We start from the raw sequence: 23,974 nt of genomic DNA, 5'->3' as shown, positions 1-23,974 counted from the left end.
GAGATGCCGAGAAGGGCCCGTCCGCCCTGCCGGACGCCGGCGATGACCTCGTTGCCGCCGAGGTCCTTCTCGCCCTTGCGGCGGCAGGCGCCGCCGTCGGCGCGGTCTCCGCGCTCTCGCGGAGGCGCTAGGCCGCTCAGAGCGCTTCCCGCCGGGTCGCATAACCCGACATTTTTCGTCTCATTCGGCCAATAATGTCGGGTTATGCGACGCTGCGAATCTGTGGATTCGCTTGGGAGTCGGTCCCGGGCCCGGAATGGCGCCGCGCGCGAGCTGGAATACTGACTGAGGTATCAGCCCCGATCCCGAAAGGACCGACGTGCTCCTCAGCCTTATCATCATCGCAATCGGATTCGCCCTGCTCATCTTTGGCGCCAACTGGCTCGTGGAGGGCGCGTGCAACATCGCCGCGCGCCTCGGCGTCCCGGAACGCGTGGCCGGGCTCACGATCGTGGCCATCGGCACGTCGCTTCCCGAGCTCGTCGTCAGCGTGACCTCGGCCGTCGGCGGCCACGCCGACATGGCCTTCGGCAACGTCATGGGCAGCTGCCTCGCAAACCTCCTGCTCATCCTCGGCCTCTCCGCCGTGATCAAGCCCGTCACGCTCTCGCGCAGCACCCAGCGCTTCGAGATTCCCGTGAGCGTGGCGGCATGTGGGCTTCTCGCGCTCGTCGCCAACACCGACGGCCAGGTCACGGCCCTCGAGGGCGTCGTCCTGCTCGTCGCCTTCGGCCTCTTCGTGGCGCGCACCGTGGTGGTCGGCCTCCACGAGGGCGCGAGCGGCATGACGGAGGCGGACCGTGACCTCGAGGAGGAGTTCGAGGAGGAGGGCCGCGCCTCGAACCCCATTCGCGACCTGGTCTTCATCGTCCTCGGCATCGCCATGCTCAAGTTCGGCGCCGACTTCGTGGTGGAGAACGCCATCGCCATCGCCTCCGCCGTGGGCATCTCGGAGCGCGTCATCGGCATCACCGTGGTGGCGCTCGGAACCTGCCTGCCCGAGCTCGTGACGAGCGTGGTCGCGGCCTTTCGAGGCAACTCCGACATTGCCGTCGGAAACGTCGTGGGTTCCAACATATCCAACCTGCTGCTCGTCATGGGCGGCCCGGCGCTCTTCGCGAGCATCCCGTATGATCCGGCCTACAACCTCGACCTGGTGCTTCTCGCGCTCTTCTCGCTTGCGCTCGTGGGGTTTGCCTTCATCGGACGCCGCCACGAGATGAGCCGCGCCAACGGCGTGGTCTTCGTGGTGCTCTACGCCGCCTACATCGCCACATCCGTGCTTCGCTAGGCGCCTCCGCAGCGGGCACCCGCCCTCCGGGTACGTACACGCCCTCTCCGGTTACGTACGAGCTTCACGGTTTGATGTCCTTCTCGCTAGGCTTTCTACCTGCGGCTTTCCCTGAGGAACACGGCCTGCGGACGTCGGCGTGTGTACGTACCCGGAGGGGAGGTGTACGTACCCGGCTCCGGGGCACAGCCCCCCGACGCCGCCCTACGCCCCGAAGCCCGCCTCGAGCTCGCGGATGCGCCCGTAGAGCCAGCGGTTGGTGGGGACGAGCAGCCCGTGCTTCTCGGCAAGGCGGATCACCGTGCCGGAGAACTCCTCGACCTCGGTGGGCTTCTCGTTGATGCGGTCCTGCGCCATGGACGGCATGCCCTCGGGGTCGAGCGAGGCGATGAGCGCCGCCATCTGAGCGAGGTCCTCCTCGGTCACGTCCACACCCTCGGCGCGCGCGACGGCCAGCGCCTCGCGCATGGCGGCCACGAAGCAGCGGTTCTGCTCGCTGTCGGGCTCGCTCGCGGATCCGTAGGTGCCGCCGTAGACCATGCAGACCTGGTTGATGCCCACGTTGAGCATGAGCTTCGTCCACATGCGGTGACGGATGTCGGCCTCCACCACGTGCGGGATGCCGGTGCGCGCATAGAGGTCGGCGACGTCCTCGACCACGCCCGCGGCCGTGCCAGGCGCCGCGCCGAAGCGAATCTCGCCGGGATGGCTATAGGTCATGTCGGAGCCGATGAAGACGGCGTCCATGCCCTGCGCTACCGAGAGCACGGTGCGCTCCCAGCCAAAGCGCTCCGCTACCCGCTCCTCGCTCGTCACGCCGTTCACCAGCGACGCAATGGCGGTGCGCGGCCCCACGAGGCGCTCCATCGTGTCCAGCGCCGCGGGCATCCCCGGCGCCTTGATTGCAAGGATCACCAGGTCGACGGGCGTGGCCTCACTCGCGGGAATCGTGGGCACGCGGCAGGGCTCGCCGTTCACGGTCACCGTCTCGCCCGCGTGGCGGGCGAAGCGCGCGTCGTCCATCACGTACTCGACGGCCCCGTGCCCGAGGTTCTTCTCGGCAATGGTCCCGTAGAGCAGGCCAACCGCTCCCCTGCCCAGTATTGCCACGCGCTCGATTGCCATGCGCCCCTCCTTCATCGCTGGCGGCATTGTAGCGCGCCCGAGGCCAAGGTATACTCTCAGGCCCATCGCGATTGGCAGAGGAGGACGACCATGAGGCGCGTGGCGATTGTGGGGAGCCCGGGCTCGGGCAAGTCGACGCTTGCGCGGAGGCTGCGCGACCTCTCCGGCCTGCCCCTCTACCACCTTGACATGCTCTGGCACCTCCCTGACGGGGGCCATGTCACGGGGGACGAGTTTGACGCCGCGCACGACAGGCTCGTGTCGCAGGAGCGCTGGATCATCGACGGGACCTACTCCAGGGCGCTCCCCGCGCGCATCGAGCGAGCCGACATCGTCGTCCTTCTTGACCTGCCGCTCGAGACATGCCTCGAGGGAATCCGCTCGCGCATCGGCAGGCCGCGCGAGGACCTGCCCTGGCAGGAGACGGAGCTCGACCCCGAGTTCGCCCGCTATGTCGAGCGCTTCCCGGAAGAGCGGCTGCCCCGCATCCGCGAGCTGCTGGACGCCCGTCCGGCGAGGTGCCAGCTCGTCGAGCTGCGCTCCCGGGAGGAGGCCGAGCGCGCGACCGCGCCCGGCGGATGCCTCTGGCGGCTCGTCACCCCCGGCGGTCGGCTCGAATGCTAGAACCAAAGGGGTCGCTCTAAGGCAACGACCCCTATGGGGAGGGAGAAGAACGTGGACGCAGAGACCGAGCGCAGGGTCGCCGAGAACCGGCTCAACTGGGACGACCGGGCGCGGGTGCATGCGGCGTCGCCGTTCTACGAGGTCGAGCGGCTGGTGTCCGACCACGGCTACGTCTCACCCGTTGCCCGCCGAGACCACGAGGTTCTTCTCCCCCACCTGGGGACGCGGGGCCTTGCCGGCCGCTCGGTGCTGCACCTGCAGTGCCACATCGGGACGGACACCCTCTGCTGGGAGCGCCTCGGCGCGGCCGAGGTCTGGGGGCTCGACTTCTCCCCCGCCTCCCTCGAGCTCGCGCGGGAGATAGCCGAGCGCGCAGGCGCCCACGTCACCTACGTGGAGGGAGACGCCCGGCGCGCGGCCGATGCCATCGACCGGCAGTTCGACGTCATCGTCACCGGAACGGGCGCGCTCGAGTGGCTGCCCGAGCTCTCGAGCTGGGCGCGCTCGGCGGCGCGGCTGCTCCGGCCGGGCGGCGTCCTTCTCGTCCGCGACGACCACCCGCTGCTGGGGGCGCTCGCCTACGAGTCGCTCACGGTGCACGGGGACTACCTCTCCGGCGGCGTGGACGACTACGAGGACGACGGCAGCTACGTGCCCGGCACCGAGGGCGCAATCGCGCACACCGCCGCCCACAACTGGAACCACGACTTCCAGGAGCTCATCGGCGGGCTGCTCGCCGCGGGGCTCGTCATCGAGGACTTCCGCGAGAGCCCGCATGCGGAGTGGCGCTCCCTGCCCTGCCTCGTGGAAACGCCGGATGGCTGGACCATGCCCGAGGGCAGCCCGCGCATCCCGCTCACGTTTGCCGTGGTGGCGCGCAAGCCAGCATCCCATCCCGTCCGCCCCGCCTGACGCGAGACAGAGCAAATCGACGGAACGGGCCGCCCGGAGGGGCCTTTCTGTCGATGTGCTCTTACTCGCTGTCCTCGGGGCAGGACGGCACGCCGGCGTCCCCCGCGTCGACCCCGGCGCGGCGGCGAAGCTCGCTCACCAGGTTGTCGTTGCCGATCACGGAGACCGCGGCGTCACCGTCCATCGGCGCCTCGATGAACACGCCCTCGAGCGAGGCCGCGTTGGCATGCGCCGTGAAGTCGTTCATGTTCAGGGCGGGGCCGGAGAAGCGCCGCACGCCGCGGACGTGGTCGTACGGGATGATCGTGCGCGCCCAGCCAAAGACGATCTCCAGGCGGTCCTTGTAGAGCTCGACGCGGTTGCGCACCACGACGGGCCAGAGGAGGAGCGCCCCGGCCACGAGCACCAGGACCGGCACGCCCACGGGCATGCCCGGCTGCAGCGCAAGCGCCGCCGCGGCAAAGGAGACGATCCCGGCGAGCGCCCCGTACCACGGGGCCACCCTGCCTCGGAACACGAGCTCCGGGTTGCCCTTGTAGATTCGCATGCGCCAACATCCTCTGCAGTGTGGAAAAGTGCCTGTCCCTTTTCCACATCTTAGCAGCGGCGGGGATTCCAGCCCTTGCTCACCATGAGGCCGAGAAACGCGGCGAGGACCACCGCGGAGAGCGCGAGCAGCGCCACCGGGAAGAGCCAGAAGCCCACGCGCTCCGCGACCAGGCCAAAGAGCGGCGGCAGGGTGAGCGAGCCCACGTAGGAGGCCGCCATCTGCACGCCGATCACGGCCTGGGAGAGGTCGCGGCCAAAGAGGCGCGGCGTGAGGTGCAGCATGTTGGGATAGAGCGGGCTGTTGCCAAAGCCCACGAGGAAGAGCCCCACCGGGGCCGCGGAGAGCGGCAGCGGGGCGAGAAGAACGAGCACGGCAGCAAAGGTGACCGCCTGCCCCAGTCCCACGAGCTGCTTGCTGGAGAGCCGGTTGGCCAGCACGCCGGAGAGGAAGCGGCCCGCCGTCACGCCCACGTAGTAGACCGTCACCATCCCGGCGGCCTCGCCCGCGCCCATGCCGCGCGCGCTCACGAGATAGCTCGTCCCCCAGGTGTTGCAGACGCCCTCGATGGCCACCGACGCCATGAAGACGAGGCAGGCCAGGCGGATGTCGCGGCGCCGTACGAGGGCGAGGGGGCTCGCGGCGCGGGGCGCGGGGTCGTCGTCCTTCTCGCCCGCCGGTCCCTCATGGCCCACGCGGGACCAGAGCGGCAGGATCGCGATCGTGGCCGCCATGATCGCCGCCTGGACGGCCGCCGCCTCGAGGTAGCCGTCGCGCCACGTGCCGCCCGAGAGCGCGAGCGACATGAGGAAGGGGCTCACCGTGATGCCCACGCCGTAGGCGCAGTGCAGGAAGTTCATGTGCGTGGCCCTGTAGTGCAGCGCCACGTAGTTGTTGAGCGCCGTGTCGATGGCGCCCGCGCCGAGGCCGAGCGGGATCGCCAGCAGGCAGAGCCACGGAAAGCCCGGCGCCACGGCGAAGCCGAGCAGCGCCGCGGCGGTGAGCGCCGTGGAGACGGCCGTCACGCGCCCGGTGCCAAAGCGGCCGATGAGCGCGGCGGAGGAGAGGCTGGAGACGACGGTCCCGCAGCAGGTGACCATCGTGACCGCGCTGCCCCACGAGACAGGAACGCCGAGGTCGGGGTACATGGCCGGCCACGCCGCGCCAAAGAGCGAGTCCGGAATGCCCAGGCCCACGAAGGCCACGTAGATGACGACGAGAAGAACGACGGACATGGGCGGATCCCGCTCCCTTCGGCGCGTCCAGTTTTTGGAAACGTTTCCAAACCATGATAGCCCTCACCTTGGCACCGGGCAAGGGGCAGGCGCATGACCCAGGAGAGGCGACGGGGTCAACCGTCTGGCCCACGTCCTTCTCGCCCGTCCCGCGCGCCGCACCTTGCGAAACCGTTAGTTTCATCGATGGCGCGACGCGGGCCCTTCCCTCACAATGGGTCGGGCACGACCGACGAGAAGAACGGAAAACATGAACCTCATCAGACGCTTCCTCTCCGGCTACACGGAGAACTTCCTGCTGGCGCTCACGCTGTGGCCGCTGGCCTCGCTCCTGCTGACGCTGCCGATCCTTGCCTGGGTGTACCACCGCGACGGGCGGCTGCGCTTCGGGACGGTGGTCTCCACCTATCTGGCGGTGCTCTACGTGCTCGGCCTCGGCTGCTTCACGCTGTGGCCGCTGCCGAGCGGCGAGCGCGGCCTCGGCATCACCTACGGCGTGGCGTGGCAGCTCGACCCGCTGGCGTTCGTGGACGACTTCCGCCGCGAGGGCATCAGCACGATTCCGCAAATCGCCTTCAACGTGGTGCTCTTCATGCCGCTCGGCTTCATCGCGGGGCGCCTGCTGCGCTGGGGGTTCTGGCGGTCCGTCATCGTGGGGCTTCTCGCCTCCCTCTGCATCGAGGCGGCGCAGGGCACGGGGCTCTTCGGGATCTACCCCTACGCCTACCGCACGGCCGACGTCGACGACCTCATCTACAACACCTTGGGCGCCGCGCTCGGCTGGCTCTGCGCGGCGGCGCTCGCCCGGGTGCTGCCGCCGGGCGCGCTCGCCGAGGAGGGCGAGGTCACGCACGAGCCCGGCTTCATCCGCCGCTGCGTGGCGTTCTGGCTGGACACGCTGCTCGTGACGCTCCTCTCGCTCGTGGTCGGCGGCGCGATCGGCCTCGCCCTGTCGCTGCTTGGCGCCTCCGAGGGCGTGCGCTCCCACGCCATGGACCTCGTGCTGTATGCGTCGTTCCTCTGGGTCGAGCTGGTGGCGCCCTGGCGGCATGCCGGGTCGACGCCGGGCGGCTCCTTCGTTCGCATGAGCTCCGAGACGCAGGAGCGCTCTGGCGTGCGGCGCGTGGCGTTCTACGCGGCGCGCGTCGTCTCCCTCGGCGCCGCGTACTTCTTCTTCCCGATTCTCTGGCCCGCGTTTGCCCTCTTCTATCTCTTCGCGCGCGAGATGCCGTACGACCTCATCTAGCGCGCGGGGCTACGGCGCGGCGCCCGCCGGCCTGGCGCTCGCCGGTCGCCGCCGGTTTCCGAGCCGGTCGCCCATATCAAATCTGGCCGCGGCGTTTTGGCACTTTCAAGGCCCGAAATGGGGCGGAAAGTGCCAAAACGCCGCGGCCAGATTTGATGCACGACGACAAGGAAGGGCGGAGGCGTCGCCGGCCACGCTGCAGACCGTCCAGTCGCTCATGGGCTCCGCGCCCATCGTGCAAAAGGGACAGTCACTTTTGCACGGCCGAGAAGAACGCGGCGTCGGCGGCCCGGTACGGGCGCAGGCGTACTGGGTCTGCGGTGGTGTGCGCGTGCGCCGGCACGTCATGCCACTTCACCGTGTGGCCGGCGCCATGGCTGCAGAAGACGGAGTCGGACGTGTTGGGGAGGTCGGCCTCGGGGTCGTATGCCGCGGCGGCGATGACCTCGTCGGCGTTGTGGCACGGCCGATAGCCTGCGAGCTCGAGCGAGAGGCGCCCGCGACCGCCCGTGTAGCGCGCGACCTCAAGCGCGTACTCCCCCACCTCGGAGGCGGGCACCTCGCCCGCGATCGTAGCCGCGTCGCCGGACGTTACCGGCGTCTCGAACTCCGCCGCCATGCGCGTGAGGTCGGTGAGCGCGCGGCCCACGCGGTCGGCCGGCACCACCAGGCGGAAGCGGTACCACGGCTCCAGGAGCTGGCACTCGCCGCGCTCGCGCGCGCCCATGAGCGCCTGACGGACGGCGCGGTAGGTCGCCTGGCGGAAGTCGCCGCCCTCGGTGTGCTTGGGGTGCGCGCGACCGGCGAGCAGCGTGATGCGCACGTCCGTGAGCGGAGCGCCCGTGAGCACGCCCAGATGGTCGCGCTCCATCGCGTTGGTGAGGATGAGGCGCTGCCAGTTGAGGTCGAGGTCGTCCGTGGAGCAGCGCGTGCCAAACTCAACGCCAGTTCCGCGCGGTAGCGGCTCCACGAGAAGGCGCGCCTCGGCGTAGTGGCGCAGCGGCTCGAAGTGGCCCACGCCCTCGGCGGGCGCGGTCACGGTCTCCTTGTAGAGGATGCCGCCCGGGCCGAACGTCACGTCAAAGCCGTAGCGCTCGCGCAGGAGCTCGGCGATCACGTCCTGCTGCACCTCGCCCATGAGCTGGACGTGCGCCTCCTGCAGCTGCTCCTGCCACGTGACGCCGAGCATCGGGTCCTCGTCGGCAAGCTCGCGAAGCGCCCGCACCAGCGCGGAGACGTCCGCGCCCGACTCGGGAATCACCTGGTAGGACAGGACGGGCGCGAGCAGCGGGCGCGCGCCCTCCGGCTCCGCGCCCAGGGCACTTCCGGGCACCACGTGGCTGAGTCCGGTGACGGCGCAGATGCGGCCGGCCGGGACCTCCGTCACGGTCTCGAAGCTCTCGCCCTGGTAGAGGCGCACCTCGTTGATCTTCTCGGCCCATGGCTCGCCGCGACGGTCCATGCCCGCGAGCTGCGCCTTCGCACGCAGCGTGCCACCCGTGACCTTGACCCAGGCAAGTCGCTCGCCACGTGCGCCGCGGCTCACGCGGTACACGCGCGCCGCAAGCTCGTCCGGCCATGAGCGCTCGGCAAGAAGGGCGCACATGCCGTCGAGCAGCTCGCGCACGCCGTCGTCGCGCAGCGCCGCGCCGAAGAAGACTGGGAAGAGCGCCCGCGCCGCCACCAGACGCCGCAGCGTGTCCGCCGAGAGCACGCCCGACTCCAGATACTCCTCGAGCGCCGCCTCATCCGTCGAGGCCGCGTCCTCCAACGCGCCCGCGTCACCTGCGAGCAGCGCGGACGCGTCCACGCAGCCCGGCGAGAGCCGCGAGGCCAGCTCGGCGAGAAGTTCTCCTCGCCCCGGGTTCTCGAGGTCGCACTTGTTCACAAAGACGAAGGTGGGGACCTCGTAGCGCGCAAGCAGGTCCCAGAGCGTCTCGGTATGGCCCTGCACGCCGTCGTTTGCGCCCACCACCAGGATGGCGTAGTCGAGCGCGGCGAGCGTCCGCTCGGCCTCCGCGGAAAAGTCCACGTGACCGGGCGCGTCCACGAGCATGAGGTGGGTATCCGCCCAGTCGAGCGACGCGCTGGACGAGAAGATCGTGATCCCGCGGTCGCGCTCCATGGCGTCGGTGTCCAGGTGGGTGTTGCCGCTGTCCACGCGGCCGGGGTTGCGGATGGCCCCCGCGGCCGCGAGCATGGCCTCCGCGAGCGTGGTCTTGCCCGCGTCAACGTGCGCCAGGAGTCCCACGACCGCCTGCCTCATGCTACCTCCCGATGATACGAAGGGACAGTCCCTTTGTATCACTTGACGCTCGGGCGCGGGAGCGGGATACTGGCGGCGTCGTAGCCCCGTCGAAAGGACCCGGAGCCGTGCGCATTCGCTAGACATCCCCGGCCAAGAAACCCCGATGTGCAAAAGTGCCTGTCCCTTTTGCACGGAGAAGAGATGTCTATGCAGCTTGTGCTCTCCGGCGTGCGCTACGCCTACCCCGCGGCCCGCGAGGCCGTACTCGACAACGTCACCATCACCTTCCCTGCCGGCTGGACCGCCCTTCTGGGCGACAACGGCTGCGGCAAGACCACGCTGGCCAAGATCGCGTGCGGGCTCATCACGCCGGACGCGGGCTCCGTCACGCGCGATCTGGTCTGCGCGTACGTGGCGCAGGACGCCGACGAGCCGCCCGAGGGGCTCGCGGACTTCGCGCTGGACTACGGTCGAGAGGCCCGGGAACTCCGCGAGGCCTTCCGCATAGAGGACGACATGCCCTGGCGCTTTGACGAGCTCTCCTTCGGCGAGCGCAAGAAGCTGCAGGTGGCGGTCGCTCTCTGGGGCCGCCCGGACGTGCTCGTGGCGGACGAGCCCACCAACCACTTGGACTCGGACGCCCGCGAGGAGCTGGGCGCGGCGCTCGCGCGCTTCCGCGGCATCGGGATCCTCGTGAGCCACGACCGCGACCTCGTGGACCTTCTCGCCACGCGCTGCGCGTCCTTCGAGCCCGGGGGCATCGTCGTGCGACCGGGCGGCTACAGCGCGGCGCACGGCCAGGCGGAGCTCGAGCGCGCGACAGCGGTGGCGGAGCGTGCGAGCGCCAAGCGCGAGCTGGCACGCCTCTCTGCCGAGAAGGACGCGCGCGCCCACGAGGCGGCGCGGGCCGACGCGCGGCGCAGCAAGCGCGGCCTGGACCCGCGCGACCGCGACGCGCGCGGCAAGATCGACCTTGCGGTCTACACCGGCAAGGACGGGCAGGCCGGACGGCTCTCCTCACAGATGGACGCACGGGTGGCCGCCGCGCAGGAGCGCCTCGCCGCCGCGCGCGTGACCAAGCGCTACGACGGAGACCTCTGGGTGGACGCCGAGCCCTCGCGCCGACGCACCGTGCTGCACGTGCCGCCTGCGACCGTCCCCTGCGGCCCGGAGGGCACGCTCCAGATTCCCGAGCTCTGGGTGGGCAGCCGCGACCACGTGGGCGTCGTCGGGCCCAACGGTGCCGGCAAGTCCACGCTCCTTTCGCACCTGCGCGTCCTTCTCGCCAAGGCGGCAGACGCGGGACAGGGCGTGGAGGTGCTGGACATTCCGCAGGAGCTTCCGGCGGAGGCTCGCAAAGCCATGGTGAGGCGCGTGACCGCGCTGACCTCGGCCGATCGCGGGCGTGTGCTCTCAACGGTGGCGCAGCTCAACTCGGACCCGGACCGCATCCTCGAGGGCGGCCGCACGAGCCCCGGCGAGCTGCGCAAGCTCATGCTGGCGGAGGGCATCCTGCGCCACCCCGCGCTCATCGTCATGGACGAGCCCACCAACCACCTGGACCTGCACTCGACCGAGGCGCTCGAGCGCGCGCTCGCCGCCTACCCCGGCGCGCTCGTGCTGGTGAGCCACGACCGGAGGTTCCTCGACGCCTGCACCACGCGCACCTGGGAGGTCCGCGACGGCCGCGTTCGGGAGAAATGATTCAAAAGGGGACTGTCCCCTTTTGAGTCACGGCGCAAGCCCCGACTTTTGCACGAGCAAACAGCCAGTCTCGTTGATTCGATAGCGCATATGAACAGGTAGACGAGTCACACCGTTTTTCTCGCCAACCGAGAGGGGCGGTGCGCTCGTGCATACGTCAGGTTTTGCGGGCACGAGCGACGCTACCGGATGACGTCCTTCCAGAGGAGAAAGCTGTAGAGCGCGACCAACACCACGCCGCCGAGCAGGACCACGAGCAGCACGGCTACCATAGCCGCCTCGGGCAGCGCGGTCGAGAAGAACGAGAGGGCGAGCGTGGCCACGCCCATGACCACGAAGACCGGGCCGGCGAAGCGGTGCGTGCGACGCCAGTTGTCCGGGTCCGCGAGCGTCCAGGGCAGGCGCACGCCAAAGGTGTAGTTGGGCTCGATGCGCGGCATCGCCACGCCGAGGCCCACGAAGAGCAGGCCCATCGATCCATAGACGAGCAGGTTGACGAACGACCCGCTCTCCGGGACGACGCCGAGCGCCGTGGCCGGCGTGAGCCAGGCCATCGCGACCATGAACACCGTGAACGCCGCAGAGAATCCCTGATAGACGCCCTTGAAGCGATTGAAGGACTCGCCACGCGGGTCGAGGAACGGCACCGCGAAGAGCAGCGCCAGTATCAGGAACGGCATGACCACGCCCATGAAGATCGTGGAGCCCTTGCTGTCCCACCCGTCGGCCGCGCCGTCGGCGCCCCAGTGGGTGGGCACCGTCTCGGGCATCGCAGGCAGCGCCCAGAGGACGTAGGCCGCCGCGCTTGTCGCGCAGAGGGCGAGCAGCGCAATCCACAGGGCCCTGTCGCGCTTCGTGTAGTCAAGGCCAGCCATTTCTGCCTCCTCAGACGAACCTGATGCGCGATGGTATACCCCTTTTTCGAAGGGCTATCAACCTCGCCGCTAATTGGGGACGGGTTATTTCTCTCAGAGGCTTTGGGACAGGTTCGACGAAGAGTGAACCTGTCCCAAAGCCTCTGAGAGAAATAACCCGTCCCCAATTAGCAAGATGACCGTTTGCGATGTGCCACATCCGCGCCATGCCCGCCTCCGCTCGCCGGGGTGGAAAAGGGACAGTCACTTTTCCACATGTAGGGTCTGGTATGGGTTCTACCCGTTGCGGGGCGCGCGCCATCCTGGCGGCAGCCAATCATCCGGCGGGCGTCGCGCACCCAGCCGTGCCTTATCGAGCCGCCCCGCAGGGCGGTGGAGGCGTAGTCTTGTCCAGGACGGTGGCCTCGCGCTGGAACTTCATCGATTGGCCTTCTCCGGTAGAATGGGTGTCGTAGTCGCCGCAGTTGGGGACAGGCCCGACCTCACGCAACCCTTTCCTTCAAATTCGGGACCGTCCCCCTTTTCAGAGGAGGCAGCATGGACTGGATCATGGAGCGCGACCGCGTGCAGGTGCTCGACGAGCAGTGGAACGTCCTTGCCGAGGTGACCTTCCCCGTGGTGGAGCCCGGTATCGTTGAGATCAACCACACCTTCGTGGACGAGAGCCTGCGCGGCCAGGGCATCGCGGGCGAGCTTATGGGCCGCGCCGTGGCGAGCATCGCCGCGAGCGGGTTCTACGCGCGCCCCACGTGCTCCTACGCCGTGAGCTGGTTCGAGAAGCACCCGGAGCACGCCGGTCTTCTCGCCTAGCGCCAGCGTCGTTCCGCCCGATTACGGCCCCCGCCGCACGCCTCGCCCAAGGTGTGCGGCGGGGGCCTTTCTTGAAGGGACCTTCGGCACGGAGCTGGCATCTGGCATGCATTCTGCGCGCATAGCCAGCGATCATCTGGGAAAACGCGAACGAAGCCGCGCAGGATGCGTGCCAGGCCGATATTCCCGATCAGCTTACCGAATCTTTGCAAAGCAAACTTGTCTCTCATTGCAAAGCATACTATGCTATAAATGCAAAGCGCGCTTAGCATCTAGGCCCGAACGCGAAGGGAGGTAATGCGATGCGCACGCACATCCGTGAGCTGCGCCGCAAACGAAAGCTCTCCCAGGCCGAGCTCGCCGAGGCCGTGGGCACCACGCGCCAGACCATCACGTCAATCGAGGTGGGCAAGTACACCGCCTCGCTGCCGCTGGCGCACAAGATTGCACGCTACTTTGGCCTCACGATCGAGGACGTCTTTGACTTTTCCGAGATAGACGAGGAGCTGTGATCGCCATGAAGAACACCGCCGAGGCGCTGCGCGCCACCGTCCGTCGCCGCCTGCGTCGCGAGAGGGCCCTGCTCGCCGTCATCCTCGCCGCATGGGCCACCCTGCTCGCGCTTTCCATGTCTGACGCGCTCCCCGCACTGCACGCGGACCTGCGCGTCTCAGGCTTTCTCTCGGGGTTCATAATGGGCATCTTCGTCGTTGCCGGCGGCATCACCGCGCGCCGGGCGCACAGCCTTCGCCGTGCCCTCGCAGACGACGCCGAGCTGCGCCGCCTTCAGGCGCGCGAGCACGATGAGCTGCGTGCCCACATGGAACGAGAGATAGCGCGCGCCTACGTTCAGCTGATGCCCGCCCTCGCCGTGGTCGCCATTCTCGTCGGCGCGCTCGTGAGCTTTGAGTCCATGGTCACCGTGGCTGCCACGCTGGTTTTTCTCGCGCTCGTCCTGCTCGGCGTGAAGATCTACTTCAAGTGGCGCCTCGCCGTCCCCGAGGCGGAGTAAAGTAGCGCCAACGACCGTTTCCGCGCGCGAAAGGAGCGCCCATGGACGAGGTACTCGCCTATCTCAAGGCCAACCCCACCTACTTCCTGGCAACCGTCGACGAGGCGGGCAACCCGCAGGTGCGCCCCTTCGGGACCATCGCCAAGTTCGAGGGCAAGCTCTACATCCAGACCGGCAAGGTCAAGCCCGTCTCCGAGCAGATGCTCGCCCACCCGCGCGTGGCGATCTGCGCGATGGGCGCCGACGGCTCGTGGCTGCGCGTCACGGCGGACGCCGTGCTCGACGACCGCCTGGAGGCGCGCGAGGCCGTCCTTGCCGAGTACCCCGAGCTGCAGCCGATGTATGCCGCCGACGACGGCAACTGCGAGGTCTTTGCGCTGGAGAACGTCACCGCCACGTTCTGCTCGTTCACCAAGGACCCCTACACCATCCGCTGGTAGCGGCGCATCGGGGGCGGAGGGGTCATCATCGCTCCGCCCCCGGTCACACTCCCCGAGTAAATGCGGCCGCAGAGCCGGCGCTTTGCCTCCCTCCCCCTTACATACGGCTAACATTTTCATATTGGCAACTCAGCAAAGGGGGACATCATGGACGCGTTTGGCATTGACATCGGCGGGTCGGGCATCAAGGGCGCGCCCGTCGACCTTGAGAGGGGCTGCTTCGCGGCGGAGCGCCTGCGCATCCCCACGCCCGAGGTGTCCACGCCCGAGGCCGTCGCGCGCGTATGCTGCGAGCTGCTCGACAACTTCCACGTGGACCCGTCCGTTCCTGTGGGCGTGGCCTTCCCCGCCCCGATCCACCCCGGCAGGCCCATCGGCTACATGGCCAACCTCGACAAGTCCTGGATCGGCGTCGACATCACCGCCAAGCTCTCCGAGGCCTGCCACCGCCCCGTCAGCGTGGTCAACGACGCCGACGCCGCCGGCCTCGCCGAGGCGCGCTACGGCGCCGTACGCGGCAGCAAGGGCCTCGTCATAGCCGTCACGCTGGGCACCGGCATCGGCACCGCGCTCGTCATGGACGGCAGGCTCATCCCCAACTCCGAGCTCGGCCACATCACGATGGGCAAGAACGGCGAGGACGCCGAGAGGCTGGCGGCCGACTCCGCCCGCCAGCGCGAGGACCTCAGCTGGAAGAAGTGGGGCAAGCGCCTCACCAAGTACCTGCGGCTCCTCGAGTTCTATCTCAGCCCCGAGGCCTTCGTCATCGGCGGCGGCGTGAGCAAGAAGCATGAGAAGTACTTCCCGTACATCGAGGTCGAGACGCCCGTCTACCCCGCCAAGCTCCTCAACGACGCCGGCATCGTCGGCGCCGCATCGTTCGCGGCGGACCGCGGGTAGCCATCGCCGACAACGCCTCAGGCTGGCGAGAAGAACGTCCTGCCCGACGTTCTTCTCGCCAGTTGTTTCTTGTCGCCCTCTGCGGGTAGACTGTGGGCACCACACGCCCCGGGGCAGCGCCCCGGCTCCCAGAAAGGGACTCCCCCATGTCAGACGCCACCCCCGTGGAAAAGCGAAAGATCCCCCTGCTACTCAAGATCTACGGCATCTACTGCCTCCTCACGGCGGCGGCGGTGCTCGCCCTGGTGGCGCTGATCGCCATCCCGCTCGCCCAGTACGGCGTCAGCCTCTTCCGCGAGAGCCATGACGTCACGCTCACGATGACGCTCATGATCATGCAGGTGGTGATGCTCGCCGTCGGAGCTGCGGGGTACATCCTCTTTGGCGTGCTCGTGCTGCGCGACCGGCGCCGGCACGTGGCGCAGATCGCCTATGCGCTCATCGGCGTGGGCATCATCAACCTCATCCTCGAGATCATGCTCAACGGCTTTGGCGACAACCTCATCTACGACGGCGTGCGGCTCGTGATCCTTCTCGTCATCTCCGCCACCATCGACCCCACGCTCATCACCGAGCGCCGCCTGCAGCGCAAGCTCCGCGACATGGAGACCGAGGAGGCCGCCAAGGACGGCACGCTCGGTCGTGCCAAGGGCGATCGCGGCTTCATCGAGCTCGACTTCTTCAACCTGTTCTGGGTCTTCGTGGTGTGCTGCGTGCTCGGGCTCATCATCGAGACCGTGTATCACATGGTCGTGGTGGACCCCGGCGTCTACCAAGACCGCGCCGGCATGCTCTACGGGCCCTTCTCCCCCATCTACGGGTTTGGCGCCGTGCTCATGACCATCGCGCTCAACCGCTTCTACAAGGCCAATCCCATCGTGATCTTCCTCGTGTCGGCCGTGATCGGCGGGCTCTTTGAGGCGGCGGTCTCCTGGTTCATGCAGGTCGGCTTTGGCGCCGTGGCCTGGGACTACTCGGGCTCCACGATCTTCGGGCTCTTTCCCGACCCCATCGCGGTCCTCTTTGGCGGCCGCACGAGCACCCTCTTCATGTGCATGTGGGGCGCGCTCGGCTTTGTGTGGATCAAGTTCTGCCTGCCGTGGCTCCTGAAGCTCATCAACCTCATCCCCTGGCAGGCGCGCTACTCCTTCACCACGCTCTGCGCGATTCTCATGCTGGTGAACGGCGTCATGACGCTGCAGTCCCTCGAATGCTGGTACCAGCGCGAGAGCGGCCTCGCGCCGAGCTCGCCCGTGGAGGAGTTCTACGCCGAGCACTACGACGACGCCTACATGCAGCATCGCTTCCAGAGCATGGAAATCACGCCGGAGAACAGCGCCCGCGCGGCATAGCCCCCTGACAGCCCGACAAACGCGACGGGGCCGTCTGTCATGAGTGATTTCATGACAGACGGCCCCGTCGCGTTTGTAAGGTCTTAGCCTCTCGTCACCCTTCCCAGCCGGAGGCGAGCAGGTCACGCACCTCGATAAGGTCGCGACACACACGGGCGCAACGGCCGCGAAGTTCGTCATTCGGCTCAATCAAATCGGGAACCATGACCGTGATGAAGCCACCGGCATTCGCTGCGGTAACGCCCGAGGGACTGTCCTCAAGCACGAGGGTGTGCGCAGGCTCGGAGCCCAGGCGCGCGGCTGCACCGAGAAAGATGTCAGGAGCGGGCTTTGACGGATATCCATCATCCCCGGTTACCACGGCATCAAAGCGGCTCGCGACGCCCGCATGCCGCAGATTCGCCTCCACGACCCGCCGCTCCGAAGACGAGGCAACCGCACAGGGGATGCCCCGCCCCACCAGCCAGGCGAGCAGCTCGTCGAGGCCGGGCTTCTTGGGCGCGCCGGAGGCAATGAAGCGCTCCGCGCCTATCTCGTAATGATCGTCCAGGGCCCTCTGTGCATCCGGGTTGCCATCATATGCCTGAGAAACGAGACCGGAAATCCGCTCGTAGGAGCTGCCGACGCAGGCCTCCACTAGCCCGGGAGCCACCGTGAGGCCATATCGAGCGAAGGCCGGCGGCCATGCACTCGCCCATATTGGCTCGGTATCGACCATGAGGCCGTCCATGTCAAAAATCGCGGCTTGAATCATCTCTTCTCCCCTGAGGATGAGACGCCGTGCCGCACCGCCGGAGGAGCCTAGACAGGCAGCGAGTCAGAATCCACCGTCTGATACTCCGCTAGGTCACCGGGGAAGTGCGAAACCAGGTATTCGAAGGGTCGGCCATCGTCGAGATAGCCAACCTGCTCAATCTCAAGCAGGGAGCTTCCCGCGGCAACGCCCAGAATCTGGCACTCCCGCTCAGTGGCAGTCACGGCACGAAGCGTCTTGTGATAGCTGTCGGGCGTAACCTCATAGTTCTCGGCAATCCAAGGACGCACGCTCGTCTCTGCGGCAGAGAGGCGGATGTCACGGAAGATCTCCACCGGATAGTAGAGGTACTGCATGTCGAGCGGGGAGCCCTGATGAAGATGAGAACGCTCGATATAGAACGTAAAGCTGAACTCATGAAGCCCGAGCTCATGCCGGACATGCTCATCGGGCTTGAGCACGGTGAACTCATGCACCGAGCACTCGGGATTCTCAGCGAGGTCCCGGTCTATGTCATCCGTCAGGGAAACCGTATTGAGAGGCTTGGCAAAGGAGGGGGTCGCGACCTTCTTGACGTAGACGCCCGACCCACGCTTGCGCGAGACGAGGCCGCGCTTCTCAAGCTCGTCCATGGCCTGCTCGATGGTCGTGCGGCTCACATGATATTTCTTCGTGAGCTCCACCACGGTGGGCAGCTGGTCATAAGGCCTGAGCTCTCCGCGCTTGATCGCCTCTTCGATTTCCTTGACGATAGCCTTGTACTTTGGCACGTGTTCTTCCTTGCACCCGACGCCGCGCGCGGCATCATCTCCCCGGTTGCCCGCATGCGGGCCCCGATGGCCGGAGCCCGCATTTTAGGCAAGACACAAGTATATAGCCGAGAACTGCATTGAACCAACTGTGCGCAATACTTAGATAAGGTTCTTGACCTTATCCATGAGAGCGGCGACGTCCTCGGGACGAGTGTTGCCCGTCGCCTTGTCGATGATAGAGCTGTAGACGTGCGGAATGACCTTGGGAACCCCGGCGTCGAGAATGATCTTCATGATCTGCTCGAAGTTGTCCAGGTCGATGCCGCCTGTGGGCTCGAGGATAAAGTCGTGGCGGGCACAGGCCTCGGCCACCGCCTTGAGCTCGTCTGCGACCTTGAGACCGCCCATCGGGAAGAACTTGAGGGAGTCCGCCCCCATCTCCTTGGCCATGGCCACGACCGTGTCGGCATCCACAAGTGCGGGCTTCTCACAGTCCTTGGACAGCGGGCCCGTGGAGATCTTGACGAGACCCGGGGTCCCCGAGGGAGCCACCATGGCGTTGACGTGGCAGGGCGCGCCGTCAAGGTTGGCACGAGTCCAGCCCACGGCACAGAAGGCCTGGTTGAAGTGATTGGCCTTAACATGCTTTGCCACCTCGGCAACAGCACGCCACTGGTTGGGGTTGCCACCACCCAGGCCAACGGAAAGGTTGCCCTCGAGAACTTCCATGTACCGGTTGGCGTCCTCGACGTAGGCCTCGACCGTGGGGTAATCAGCCGTGAGAACGCCCACGGCAACATGCCCCTCGGCAACCTGGTACAGCTCGCGCGCGTTGTCGAGGGAGCCTCCCAGAACGTTGAGGACAACGCGGTCGTTATAGTAGTTCATGCCCATTACTTAGCCCTCCATAATCTCACGTAGACGATCGACGATGAGCTCCTTGTCGCCCTCTCCGAGCGGGCGGGGGTCGAAGTCAATCTTTCCGAGGTTGAGAAACTCCGTACGCGCCCAGACAACGGGATCGCCGGAACGAAGCTGCGCGTTGACGTCCTCCATCGTGAGCCCGGCGTGCTGGGAGTCGTCAAAGGTGACGCGGCAGCGATAGATGGCGCGGCCGGCTTCGTCCTGGATCTTCTCGGCCGCCAGGCCGGGAATGCGACCGATTTGCTCCACGAGGTAGTCAACCTTCGCAACATTGGCGGCGACCTCGGCGTCGTGGTCGCGCTCCTCGTACTGGTCGAGCGCGGCAAGAAGCCCCATGATCTGCTCCTTGCCCACCTTCATGGCGCGGCCGATGCCGTGGTACTGCGGCTGCACGTATTGGACATAGGCGCGCTTGCCAGTGACGAAGCCCGATGTGGTGGCCTCGAGCGCCTTGGCTCCGGAGTAGCAGACGATGTCGGCGCCCAGATCGACGTATTTGCGGAAGTCCTCCTCGGCCGCGCAGTCCATCATGAAGGGCAGGCCGTGAGCATGCGCGATGTCGCGCATGGTCTCGATGTCCACCATGCCCTTCTGGACGCAGTGATGGCTCTTGACGTAGAGGAGCGCGACCGTCTTGTCTGAAATGCCCTCCTCGATGTCCTCGGGATGAACCTCGTTCGCCTGACCGACCTCGACGGGGACGCCTCCGCCCAAACGAATCATCGTGGGGATGGGCGCCCCGTAATTGATAGAATGCCCCTTCTGCAGGAGCACCTCGTTTGCGAGGCCAGACGAGTCAGGGAGGCGCATCATGTCGGTGTAGCGACCCTTGGTGACGAGCCCCGCCACCGTAAGCGCTATCGCCGCGGACGCACACGGGGCAACGCAGCTCATCTCTGCGCCAGTGTGCTCTGAGATGAGCTCTCCCGCGCGAGTCATGAGATCCTCGATCACGACGTACGACTGACCGGCCTCAACCGCCGCGCGGGCGACCTTATCGCTGAACGTGGAGACACCCAGCACCGTCACCCGACCAGAGGCGTTAACGACGCGCTTCAGCCCAATTTCCTGGTAAATGCTCATGTGTGTCACTCCCTAGGCAGATGCCGGCACCGCGGCCAGTGAGCGCGGTGCCGGCCTGGATGGAGCGTCGTTGACTAGAGGATGCCGAGAACGGCGCAGACGACGCTGACGAGGACGATGGCGATCAGGATGACGTTATAGCGCGGTCCCTTCTTCTGCATGTAGAAGTAGATGGCGAAGACAGCGATCAGCGGCAGGATGCCGGGAGCGATGGAGTCCAGGATGGACTGGATACCGATGACGTTGCCTGCGCCCATCGTAATCTCAAGCGGGCTGGAGATCGCGATGTAAGAGCTGGACAGCGCGCCCATCATGATGAGACCAAGGATGTTGGCGGCAAAGATGATGGACTGCATCACGCCGGACTGCAGGAGGCCGGTGATTGACTCACGGCCCAGCTTGTAGCCACGCTGCGTCATGAAGTACTGAATGGCGATGGAGACGCCGGGCCACAGAATCAGCGGCGCGATGCCACCGAGAGCGTTGCCCTGCTCCGCGAAGGGAATGAACATGCCGTAGATGATCGGCATGACCACCGCCCACACGATGGCATCGCCCATGCCGGCAATCGGCCCCATGAGACCGGTCTTGATGGAGGTGATGGCCGATCCGGGCAGGTTCTTCTCGGTAGCCTTCTCCTCCTCCATGGCGATGGAGATGCCCTGGATGATGCCGCCGAGCGAGCCCTCGGTATTGAAGAAGGCAAGGTGGCGCTTGAGGGCGTCCGCCAGATCCTCCTTCGCTGGATAGAGCTTCTTGAGCGTGGGAATCATCGAGGCGCAGAAGACCAGACTCTGCAGGCGCTCATAGGAGTTGGAGAGCTCGCAGCCAAAGTAGTAGATCCAGAACGACTTGGTGACGTCCTTCTTGGTGATAAGCCCGGTCTTTGCCGTCTCCACGGCCTTATCGCCACCCGAGACGACCTGGGCATTGACCGTATCGGGATAGAGAATCATGCGCAGGACGAGGGCGATGATGAGGCCGAAGATGGCCATGCCCATGACGGGGATCTGAAGGTAGGCGACGGCGAAGTAGCCAAGGAAGAAGAACGGGATGAGCTCCTTCTTGCCAATGACCATGATCGTCAGAGCAAAGCCGAGGGCGGGAAGGATGCCTCCCATGACCTCAAACGAGTGAATGAGGACCTCGGGAAGCGCGGCGATAAGGGCGTTGGCCCACTCGGCACCGAACAGGTCAATCACGAAGACGAACGGGAAGCGAATAAGGAAGCCCATGAGAGCGGGGTACACGAACGCGCAGCGCATGATGCCGGCAGTGTTGGCATCCTCCGCGTACTTATCCGCCATGTGCACCCAGATCGCGTTGGTGGTGCGACGCAGCTGGTCAACGAACACGCCGATGACACCAAACGGGACGGCAAGGGCAACCGCCAGCTCAGGGCTCATGTTGGACATGACGCCAAGCGGGATTGCGATGACTCCGGCCAGGCACGGGTCATTGGGGACGTTACCGCCGGGCGTCGACGTGACGCCGAGGTAGACGAGCTGAAGTGCGGCACCGATCTGCATCGAGAGCATCATCTCGCCAGTGAGAAGACCGACGAACACGCCGATCGTCGCCGGCTGGAGAAGGGCGCTCGAGAGGGTGTAGCCAAAGCGCAGACGGGCAAACCAGTAGTAGATGCCCATCGCGATTGCGATGCCCATAGTACCCATCTAGGTACCTCCTAAGGGATATAGACGTTCAGTTCGGGTTGTCTGCGCACCTCAGGGGCGCGCGGAGTCCGACCGCTCTAGCCGCGGTACTTCTTGAGAATAGAGTCGACGTCTTGCGGGGCGTCCTCGGGAATCGTCTGGAAGACGATCTTGACGCCTGAGGCAGCGAGCCCGTCGAGAATGACGGCATCGGCGTCGTCCAGCGTGATGTTCTGGAAGACGACCTTGCGCTCAGGACCGCCGCCAAGGCCGCCGACCTGAACCGAATCAACCTTGACACCCTGGTCATAGATGTTCTTCAAGGCCTTGAGGCTCGGAAGCAGCAGGAGCACGTTACCTGAGCCAAAGACGTCGGCAGCGTAGCTCTCGGCAGCCTGAGCCTCGGAGAGGCACACGACCTCAACGCCCGTCGGCGCTGACATGAGATAGATGCTCCTCATGAACTCATCGGCGGCAAGCTCGTCACTCACGACCACGATCTTGTTTGCCCGGACCTGATTGACCCACTTGGTCATGACCTGTCCGTGAATGAGACGAGAGTCAACGCGCGTCAGAACAATGTTTCCCATCTTTCCTCCTCTCTCTACTTCATGTTCGATTTGACTTCAGCAACAACATCCTTGCAGGCACTGGCACCCGCAGCGAGGATCGTGTCAAAGTCGAGCGTGCCGTCACCCTGAAGCTCGACACATGCCTCCAGCAGCATCGGAGCGTTGAGTCCGCAGAAGACCTTGATGCCCGTCTGGTTTCCGATGGCAGCCGCAACGTTGGAAGGCGTGCCCCCAAAGAGGTCGGTGATGATGAGGGAGTCAGGCGAGATGGTGTCCACGTACTCTCGGACCATGCCCATGTACTCCGGAAGCGTGTACGACGGCCTGAGGGCAATCTCGTGAACGCAGTCGATGGCGCCGAGGATCATCCTGAGACTCTCCGTAAGAGACTCTCCCCAACCCCCGTGAGTGAGCAGCAAAATCTTGGTCGGCTTCTCTTCCATGGCGTAAAAAACCTCCTCCGATATCATTGCCCGCGCTTCCCACGGGCATGCTGGCGAGTATCAGTAGCAGGTGTTATATGCGCGTTTCGGGATGAAATGTATGTGATGATGTAACTGTTGTCAAATCGTACCGGAACGATTTAATTTCAGTACAAAACGAATAAGAAACCGCTGGTAGACAGAGGTGCGATGATTCGGCATTGAGACAATCCACCCTGATATGGACAAAGGTGATTACCGTGAGCGGGCAGTTATTCTCCGCGAACGGTAGGGCACGCCTTCCGGTTGATGCACTGCCCAACGAACGAGAAGACACCGTTCCCGACAAAGCGACGGGGCCGTCTGCCATGAGTGATTTCATGACAGACGGCCCCGTCGCGTTTGTCGGGCTGCGCCCCTAGGCCAGATAGCCCACCTGCGGTCGGTTGAGGCGATGGGCCGCCACCAGGACCACAATGCCGAGAAGGACGAGCGGCAGACTCAGAAGCTGGCCCATCGTGATGGGGCCGAAGAGGTAGCCGAGCTGCGCGTCAGGCACGCGGACGAACTCCACGAGGAAGCGGAACACGCCATAGAGAACGAGGAACGTCCCCATGAAGGTCCCCTGCGGGCGCGGCGGCACGCGACGGGACAGCAGGTAGAGCACCGCGAAGATCACCAGGCCCTCGAGGATGGCCTCGTAGAGCTGGGAGGGGTGGCGGTACACGTTGCCGCCCGTCTCGAACATGACGCCCCAGGGGAGGTCCGTCTCCTTGCCCCAGAGCTCGCCGTTCACGAAGTTGGCGCAGCGGCCGAAGAAGAGGCCGATCGGGGCGCCGATGACGCCCATGTCGCAGACGGACGCAATGGAGATGCCGCACCTGCGACATGCGAGCGCACCTCCCACGACGGCGCCGGCCAGTCCCCCGTGGAAGCTCATCCCGCCGTTCCAGGTGGCGAAGATCTCCAGCGGATGCTCCAGATAGTAGCCCGCGCCATAGAAGACGACATAGAAGAGCCGAGCGCCGATGATGATGCCGAAGACGATGGCGATCATGATCAGGTAGACGTCGTCGCCGGAAAGGCCGAGCCCCCAGCGGCGCTGCGTGCGCCACAGCACGACGCCGGCGCAGATGAAGCCCGCAAGGTACGCGAGGCCATACCAATGCACCGAGAAGGGCCCCACCGAGAACGCGATGGGGTCCAGCATGTGATAGAGATCGTTCAGGAACACGTTCTTCTCGCCCCGTGCTAGAACGCGGCGGGCTGGACGCGCGTCACGCCGGGGACGTGCTCGCGCAGGATGCGCTCGATGCCCTCGGACATGTCGAGCGAGGAGAGCGGGCAGCCGGCGCAGGCGCCCTGCATCTCCAGGGTGACCACGCCGTCGTCGGTGCAGTCGATGAGGGCGACGTCTCCGCCGTCGGCCTGGAGGCTCTGGCGGATGACGTCGAGGGTTGCGTCGAGAAGGGCTCGATCAACGGCCATGGG

Annotated in this window: 25 protein-coding genes; 11 read left to right on the top strand and 14 right to left on the bottom strand. The window is 66.2% G+C overall.

The genetic code is table 11. The features are described from left to right. Nucleotides 1–319: 319 nt before the first annotated feature. Nucleotides 320–1,291, top strand: a complete 972-nt coding sequence (locus tag E0L17_RS09345; RefSeq protein ID WP_167930963.1) for a calcium/sodium antiporter — start codon at nt 320–322, stop codon at nt 1,289–1,291. 204 nt (nt 1,292–1,495) lie between these two features. Here the strand turns inward: E0L17_RS09345 and E0L17_RS09340 are convergent, their stop codons facing one another. Next, the gene (locus E0L17_RS09340) at nt 1,496–2,416 is read right to left on the bottom strand and encodes a ketopantoate reductase family protein (protein ID WP_167930962.1); all 921 of its coding nucleotides are present in this window, start codon (nt 2,414–2,416) and stop codon (nt 1,496–1,498) included. Between the two features lie 90 nt (nt 2,417–2,506). Here E0L17_RS09340 and E0L17_RS09335 point away from each other — a divergent pair, with 90 nt between their 5' ends. After that, nucleotides 2,507–3,040 carry a P-loop NTPase family protein gene (locus E0L17_RS09335; protein ID WP_206109099.1) on the top strand — a complete coding sequence of 178 codons (534 nt, stop codon included), beginning with the start codon at nt 2,507–2,509 and terminating at the stop codon, nt 3,038–3,040. A gap of 51 nt (nt 3,041–3,091) precedes the next feature. Beyond that, nucleotides 3,092–3,952, top strand: coding sequence for a class I SAM-dependent methyltransferase (locus E0L17_RS09330; RefSeq protein WP_206109098.1), 861 nt, complete (start codon nt 3,092–3,094; stop codon nt 3,950–3,952). 61 nt (nt 3,953–4,013) lie between these two features. On the opposite strand, the gene E0L17_RS09325 is transcribed toward E0L17_RS09330, so the two are convergent. Together E0L17_RS09325 and E0L17_RS09320 are read right to left on the bottom strand one after the other, a co-directional pair. Next, complete coding sequence (locus tag E0L17_RS09325) at nt 4,014–4,499, bottom strand: hypothetical protein (protein ID WP_167930960.1); 486 nt, start codon at nt 4,497–4,499, stop codon at nt 4,014–4,016. A 50-nt stretch (nt 4,500–4,549) separates the two neighbouring features. Beyond that, nucleotides 4,550–5,734 carry an MFS transporter gene (locus tag E0L17_RS09320; protein ID WP_167930959.1) on the bottom strand — a complete coding sequence of 395 codons (1,185 nt, stop codon included), beginning with the start codon at nt 5,732–5,734 and terminating at the stop codon, nt 4,550–4,552. Between the two features lie 250 nt (nt 5,735–5,984). Between E0L17_RS09320 and E0L17_RS09315 the strand changes: the two genes are divergently transcribed. Then, nucleotides 5,985–6,980: a VanZ family protein gene (locus E0L17_RS09315; RefSeq protein WP_167930958.1), complete on the top strand. Its 996-nt coding sequence runs from the start codon at nt 5,985–5,987 to the stop codon at nt 6,978–6,980. Nucleotides 6,981–7,230: 250 nt separating this feature from the next. Here E0L17_RS09315 and E0L17_RS09310 read toward each other — a convergent pair whose 3' ends face one another. Continuing rightward, nucleotides 7,231–9,246, bottom strand: coding sequence for an elongation factor G (locus tag E0L17_RS09310; RefSeq protein WP_167930957.1), 2,016 nt, complete (start codon nt 9,244–9,246; stop codon nt 7,231–7,233). Between the two features lie 183 nt (nt 9,247–9,429). On the opposite strand from E0L17_RS09310, the gene E0L17_RS09305 reads away from it, so the two are divergent. Next, a complete protein-coding gene (locus tag E0L17_RS09305; protein WP_353652976.1) occupies nt 9,430–10,932 on the top strand; it encodes an ATP-binding cassette domain-containing protein in 1,503 nt (500 codons plus the stop codon). Between the two features lie 182 nt (nt 10,933–11,114). Here E0L17_RS09305 and E0L17_RS09300 read toward each other — a convergent pair whose 3' ends face one another. Next, a complete protein-coding gene (locus E0L17_RS09300) occupies nt 11,115–11,807 on the bottom strand; it encodes an SdpI family protein (RefSeq protein ID WP_167930956.1) in 693 nt (230 codons plus the stop codon). Between the two features lie 537 nt (nt 11,808–12,344). Between E0L17_RS09300 and E0L17_RS09295 the strand changes: the two genes are divergently transcribed. The 6 genes from E0L17_RS09295 (at nt 12,345) to E0L17_RS09270 (ending at nt 16,321) form a co-directional block, all read left to right on the top strand. Continuing rightward, nucleotides 12,345–12,617: a GNAT family N-acetyltransferase gene (locus E0L17_RS09295; protein ID WP_167930955.1), complete on the top strand. Its 273-nt coding sequence runs from the start codon at nt 12,345–12,347 to the stop codon at nt 12,615–12,617. 302 nt (nt 12,618–12,919) lie between these two features. Then, a complete protein-coding gene (locus E0L17_RS09290) occupies nt 12,920–13,129 on the top strand; it encodes a helix-turn-helix transcriptional regulator (protein WP_167930954.1) in 210 nt (69 codons plus the stop codon). 5 nt (nt 13,130–13,134) lie between these two features. Continuing rightward, nucleotides 13,135–13,629, top strand: a complete 495-nt coding sequence (locus E0L17_RS09285; protein WP_167930953.1) for a hypothetical protein — start codon at nt 13,135–13,137, stop codon at nt 13,627–13,629. Between the two features lie 41 nt (nt 13,630–13,670). After that, nucleotides 13,671–14,069: a pyridoxamine 5'-phosphate oxidase family protein gene (locus E0L17_RS09280; protein WP_167930952.1), complete on the top strand. Its 399-nt coding sequence runs from the start codon at nt 13,671–13,673 to the stop codon at nt 14,067–14,069. Between the two features lie 147 nt (nt 14,070–14,216). Continuing rightward, nucleotides 14,217–14,969 (top strand): polyphosphate--glucose phosphotransferase, encoded by a 753-nt coding sequence (gene ppgK, locus E0L17_RS09275; RefSeq protein ID WP_167930951.1) that lies wholly within the window; start codon nt 14,217–14,219, stop codon nt 14,967–14,969. Nucleotides 14,970–15,115: 146 nt separating this feature from the next. Further along, on the top strand, nt 15,116–16,321 hold the full coding sequence (locus E0L17_RS09270; protein ID WP_167930950.1) for a putative ABC transporter permease: 1,206 nt from the start codon (nt 15,116–15,118) through the stop codon (nt 16,319–16,321). A gap of 94 nt (nt 16,322–16,415) precedes the next feature. Here the strand turns inward: E0L17_RS09270 and E0L17_RS09265 are convergent, their stop codons facing one another. The 9 genes from E0L17_RS09265 to E0L17_RS09220 all read right to left on the bottom strand — a co-directional run bounded on the left by E0L17_RS09265 (nt 16,416) and on the right by E0L17_RS09220 (nt 23,971). Then, entirely contained in the window at nt 16,416–17,075 is a 660-nt protein-coding gene (locus E0L17_RS09265) for an HAD family hydrolase (protein WP_167930949.1), read from the bottom strand. 47 nt (nt 17,076–17,122) lie between these two features. Continuing rightward, on the bottom strand, nt 17,123–17,845 hold the full coding sequence (locus tag E0L17_RS09260) for a GntR family transcriptional regulator (protein ID WP_167930948.1): 723 nt from the start codon (nt 17,843–17,845) through the stop codon (nt 17,123–17,125). A gap of 141 nt (nt 17,846–17,986) precedes the next feature. Then, on the bottom strand, nt 17,987–18,715 hold the full coding sequence (dagF, locus tag E0L17_RS09255) for a 2-dehydro-3-deoxy-phosphogluconate aldolase (RefSeq protein WP_286163411.1): 729 nt from the start codon (nt 18,713–18,715) through the stop codon (nt 17,987–17,989). A 9-nt stretch (nt 18,716–18,724) separates the two neighbouring features. Then, a complete protein-coding gene (locus E0L17_RS09250; protein ID WP_167930946.1) occupies nt 18,725–19,834 on the bottom strand; it encodes a DgaE family pyridoxal phosphate-dependent ammonia lyase in 1,110 nt (369 codons plus the stop codon). 74 nt (nt 19,835–19,908) lie between these two features. Beyond that, a complete protein-coding gene (locus E0L17_RS11120; RefSeq protein ID WP_286163410.1) occupies nt 19,909–21,510 on the bottom strand; it encodes a PTS system mannose/fructose/sorbose family transporter subunit IID in 1,602 nt (533 codons plus the stop codon). 77 nt (nt 21,511–21,587) lie between these two features. Next, entirely contained in the window at nt 21,588–22,079 is a 492-nt protein-coding gene (locus E0L17_RS09235; protein ID WP_167930945.1) for a PTS sugar transporter subunit IIB, read from the bottom strand. 14 nt (nt 22,080–22,093) lie between these two features. After that, complete coding sequence (locus tag E0L17_RS09230) at nt 22,094–22,531, bottom strand: PTS sugar transporter subunit IIA (RefSeq protein ID WP_286163409.1); 438 nt, start codon at nt 22,529–22,531, stop codon at nt 22,094–22,096. 370 nt (nt 22,532–22,901) lie between these two features. Then, nucleotides 22,902–23,693 carry a prolipoprotein diacylglyceryl transferase gene (gene lgt, locus E0L17_RS09225; RefSeq protein WP_206109097.1) on the bottom strand — a complete coding sequence of 264 codons (792 nt, stop codon included), beginning with the start codon at nt 23,691–23,693 and terminating at the stop codon, nt 22,902–22,904. A gap of 41 nt (nt 23,694–23,734) precedes the next feature. Next, nucleotides 23,735–23,971, bottom strand: coding sequence for a NifU family protein (locus E0L17_RS09220; protein WP_075279653.1), 237 nt, complete (start codon nt 23,969–23,971; stop codon nt 23,735–23,737). Nucleotides 23,972–23,974: the final 3 nt, after the last annotated feature.

The sequence above is a fragment of the Olsenella sp. SW781 genome, assembly GCF_012027725.1.
Classification (GTDB): Bacteria; Actinomycetota; Coriobacteriia; order Coriobacteriales; family Atopobiaceae; genus Thermophilibacter.
Note: the sequence above shows the minus strand (reverse complement) of the source record. Positions and strands in the feature narration are given on the sequence as shown.

Bases quoted from the DNA above. Each gene is read 5' to 3' on its own strand.
- E0L17_RS09340 (WP_167930962.1), bottom strand. From the start codon at position 2,416: ATGGCAATCGAGCGCGTGGCAATACTGGGCAGGGGAGCGGTTGGCCTG.
- E0L17_RS09335 (WP_206109099.1), top strand. From the start codon at position 2,507: ATGAGGCGCGTGGCGATTGTGGGGAGCCCGGGCTCGGGCAAGTCGACG.
- E0L17_RS09325 (WP_167930960.1), bottom strand. From the start codon at position 4,499: ATGCGAATCTACAAGGGCAACCCGGAGCTCGTGTTCCGAGGCAGGGTG.
- E0L17_RS09320 (WP_167930959.1), bottom strand. From the start codon at position 5,734: ATGTCCGTCGTTCTTCTCGTCGTCATCTACGTGGCCTTCGTGGGCCTG.
- E0L17_RS09315 (WP_167930958.1), top strand. From the start codon at position 5,985: ATGAACCTCATCAGACGCTTCCTCTCCGGCTACACGGAGAACTTCCTG.
- E0L17_RS09310 (WP_167930957.1), bottom strand. From the start codon at position 9,246: ATGAGGCAGGCGGTCGTGGGACTCCTGGCGCACGTTGACGCGGGCAAG.
- E0L17_RS09305 (WP_353652976.1), top strand. From the start codon at position 9,430: ATGTCTATGCAGCTTGTGCTCTCCGGCGTGCGCTACGCCTACCCCGCG.
- E0L17_RS09300 (WP_167930956.1), bottom strand. From the start codon at position 11,807: ATGGCTGGCCTTGACTACACGAAGCGCGACAGGGCCCTGTGGATTGCG.
- E0L17_RS09295 (WP_167930955.1), top strand. From the start codon at position 12,345: ATGGACTGGATCATGGAGCGCGACCGCGTGCAGGTGCTCGACGAGCAG.
- E0L17_RS09290 (WP_167930954.1), top strand. From the start codon at position 12,920: ATGCGCACGCACATCCGTGAGCTGCGCCGCAAACGAAAGCTCTCCCAG.
- E0L17_RS09285 (WP_167930953.1), top strand. From the start codon at position 13,135: ATGAAGAACACCGCCGAGGCGCTGCGCGCCACCGTCCGTCGCCGCCTG.
- E0L17_RS09280 (WP_167930952.1), top strand. From the start codon at position 13,671: ATGGACGAGGTACTCGCCTATCTCAAGGCCAACCCCACCTACTTCCTG.
- ppgK (WP_167930951.1), top strand. From the start codon at position 14,217: ATGGACGCGTTTGGCATTGACATCGGCGGGTCGGGCATCAAGGGCGCG.
- E0L17_RS09270 (WP_167930950.1), top strand. From the start codon at position 15,116: ATGTCAGACGCCACCCCCGTGGAAAAGCGAAAGATCCCCCTGCTACTC.
- E0L17_RS09265 (WP_167930949.1), bottom strand. From the start codon at position 17,075: ATGATTCAAGCCGCGATTTTTGACATGGACGGCCTCATGGTCGATACC.
- dagF (WP_286163411.1), bottom strand. From the start codon at position 18,715: ATGAACTACTATAACGACCGCGTTGTCCTCAACGTTCTGGGAGGCTCC.
- E0L17_RS09250 (WP_167930946.1), bottom strand. From the start codon at position 19,834: ATGAGCATTTACCAGGAAATTGGGCTGAAGCGCGTCGTTAACGCCTCT.
- E0L17_RS11120 (WP_286163410.1), bottom strand. From the start codon at position 21,510: ATGGGTACTATGGGCATCGCAATCGCGATGGGCATCTACTACTGGTTT.
- E0L17_RS09235 (WP_167930945.1), bottom strand. From the start codon at position 22,079: ATGGGAAACATTGTTCTGACGCGCGTTGACTCTCGTCTCATTCACGGA.
- E0L17_RS09230 (WP_286163409.1), bottom strand. From the start codon at position 22,531: ATGATATCGGAGGAGGTTTTTTACGCCATGGAAGAGAAGCCGACCAAG.
- lgt (WP_206109097.1), bottom strand. From the start codon at position 23,693: ATGCTGGACCCCATCGCGTTCTCGGTGGGGCCCTTCTCGGTGCATTGG.
- E0L17_RS09220 (WP_075279653.1), bottom strand. From the start codon at position 23,971: ATGGCCGTTGATCGAGCCCTTCTCGACGCAACCCTCGACGTCATCCGC.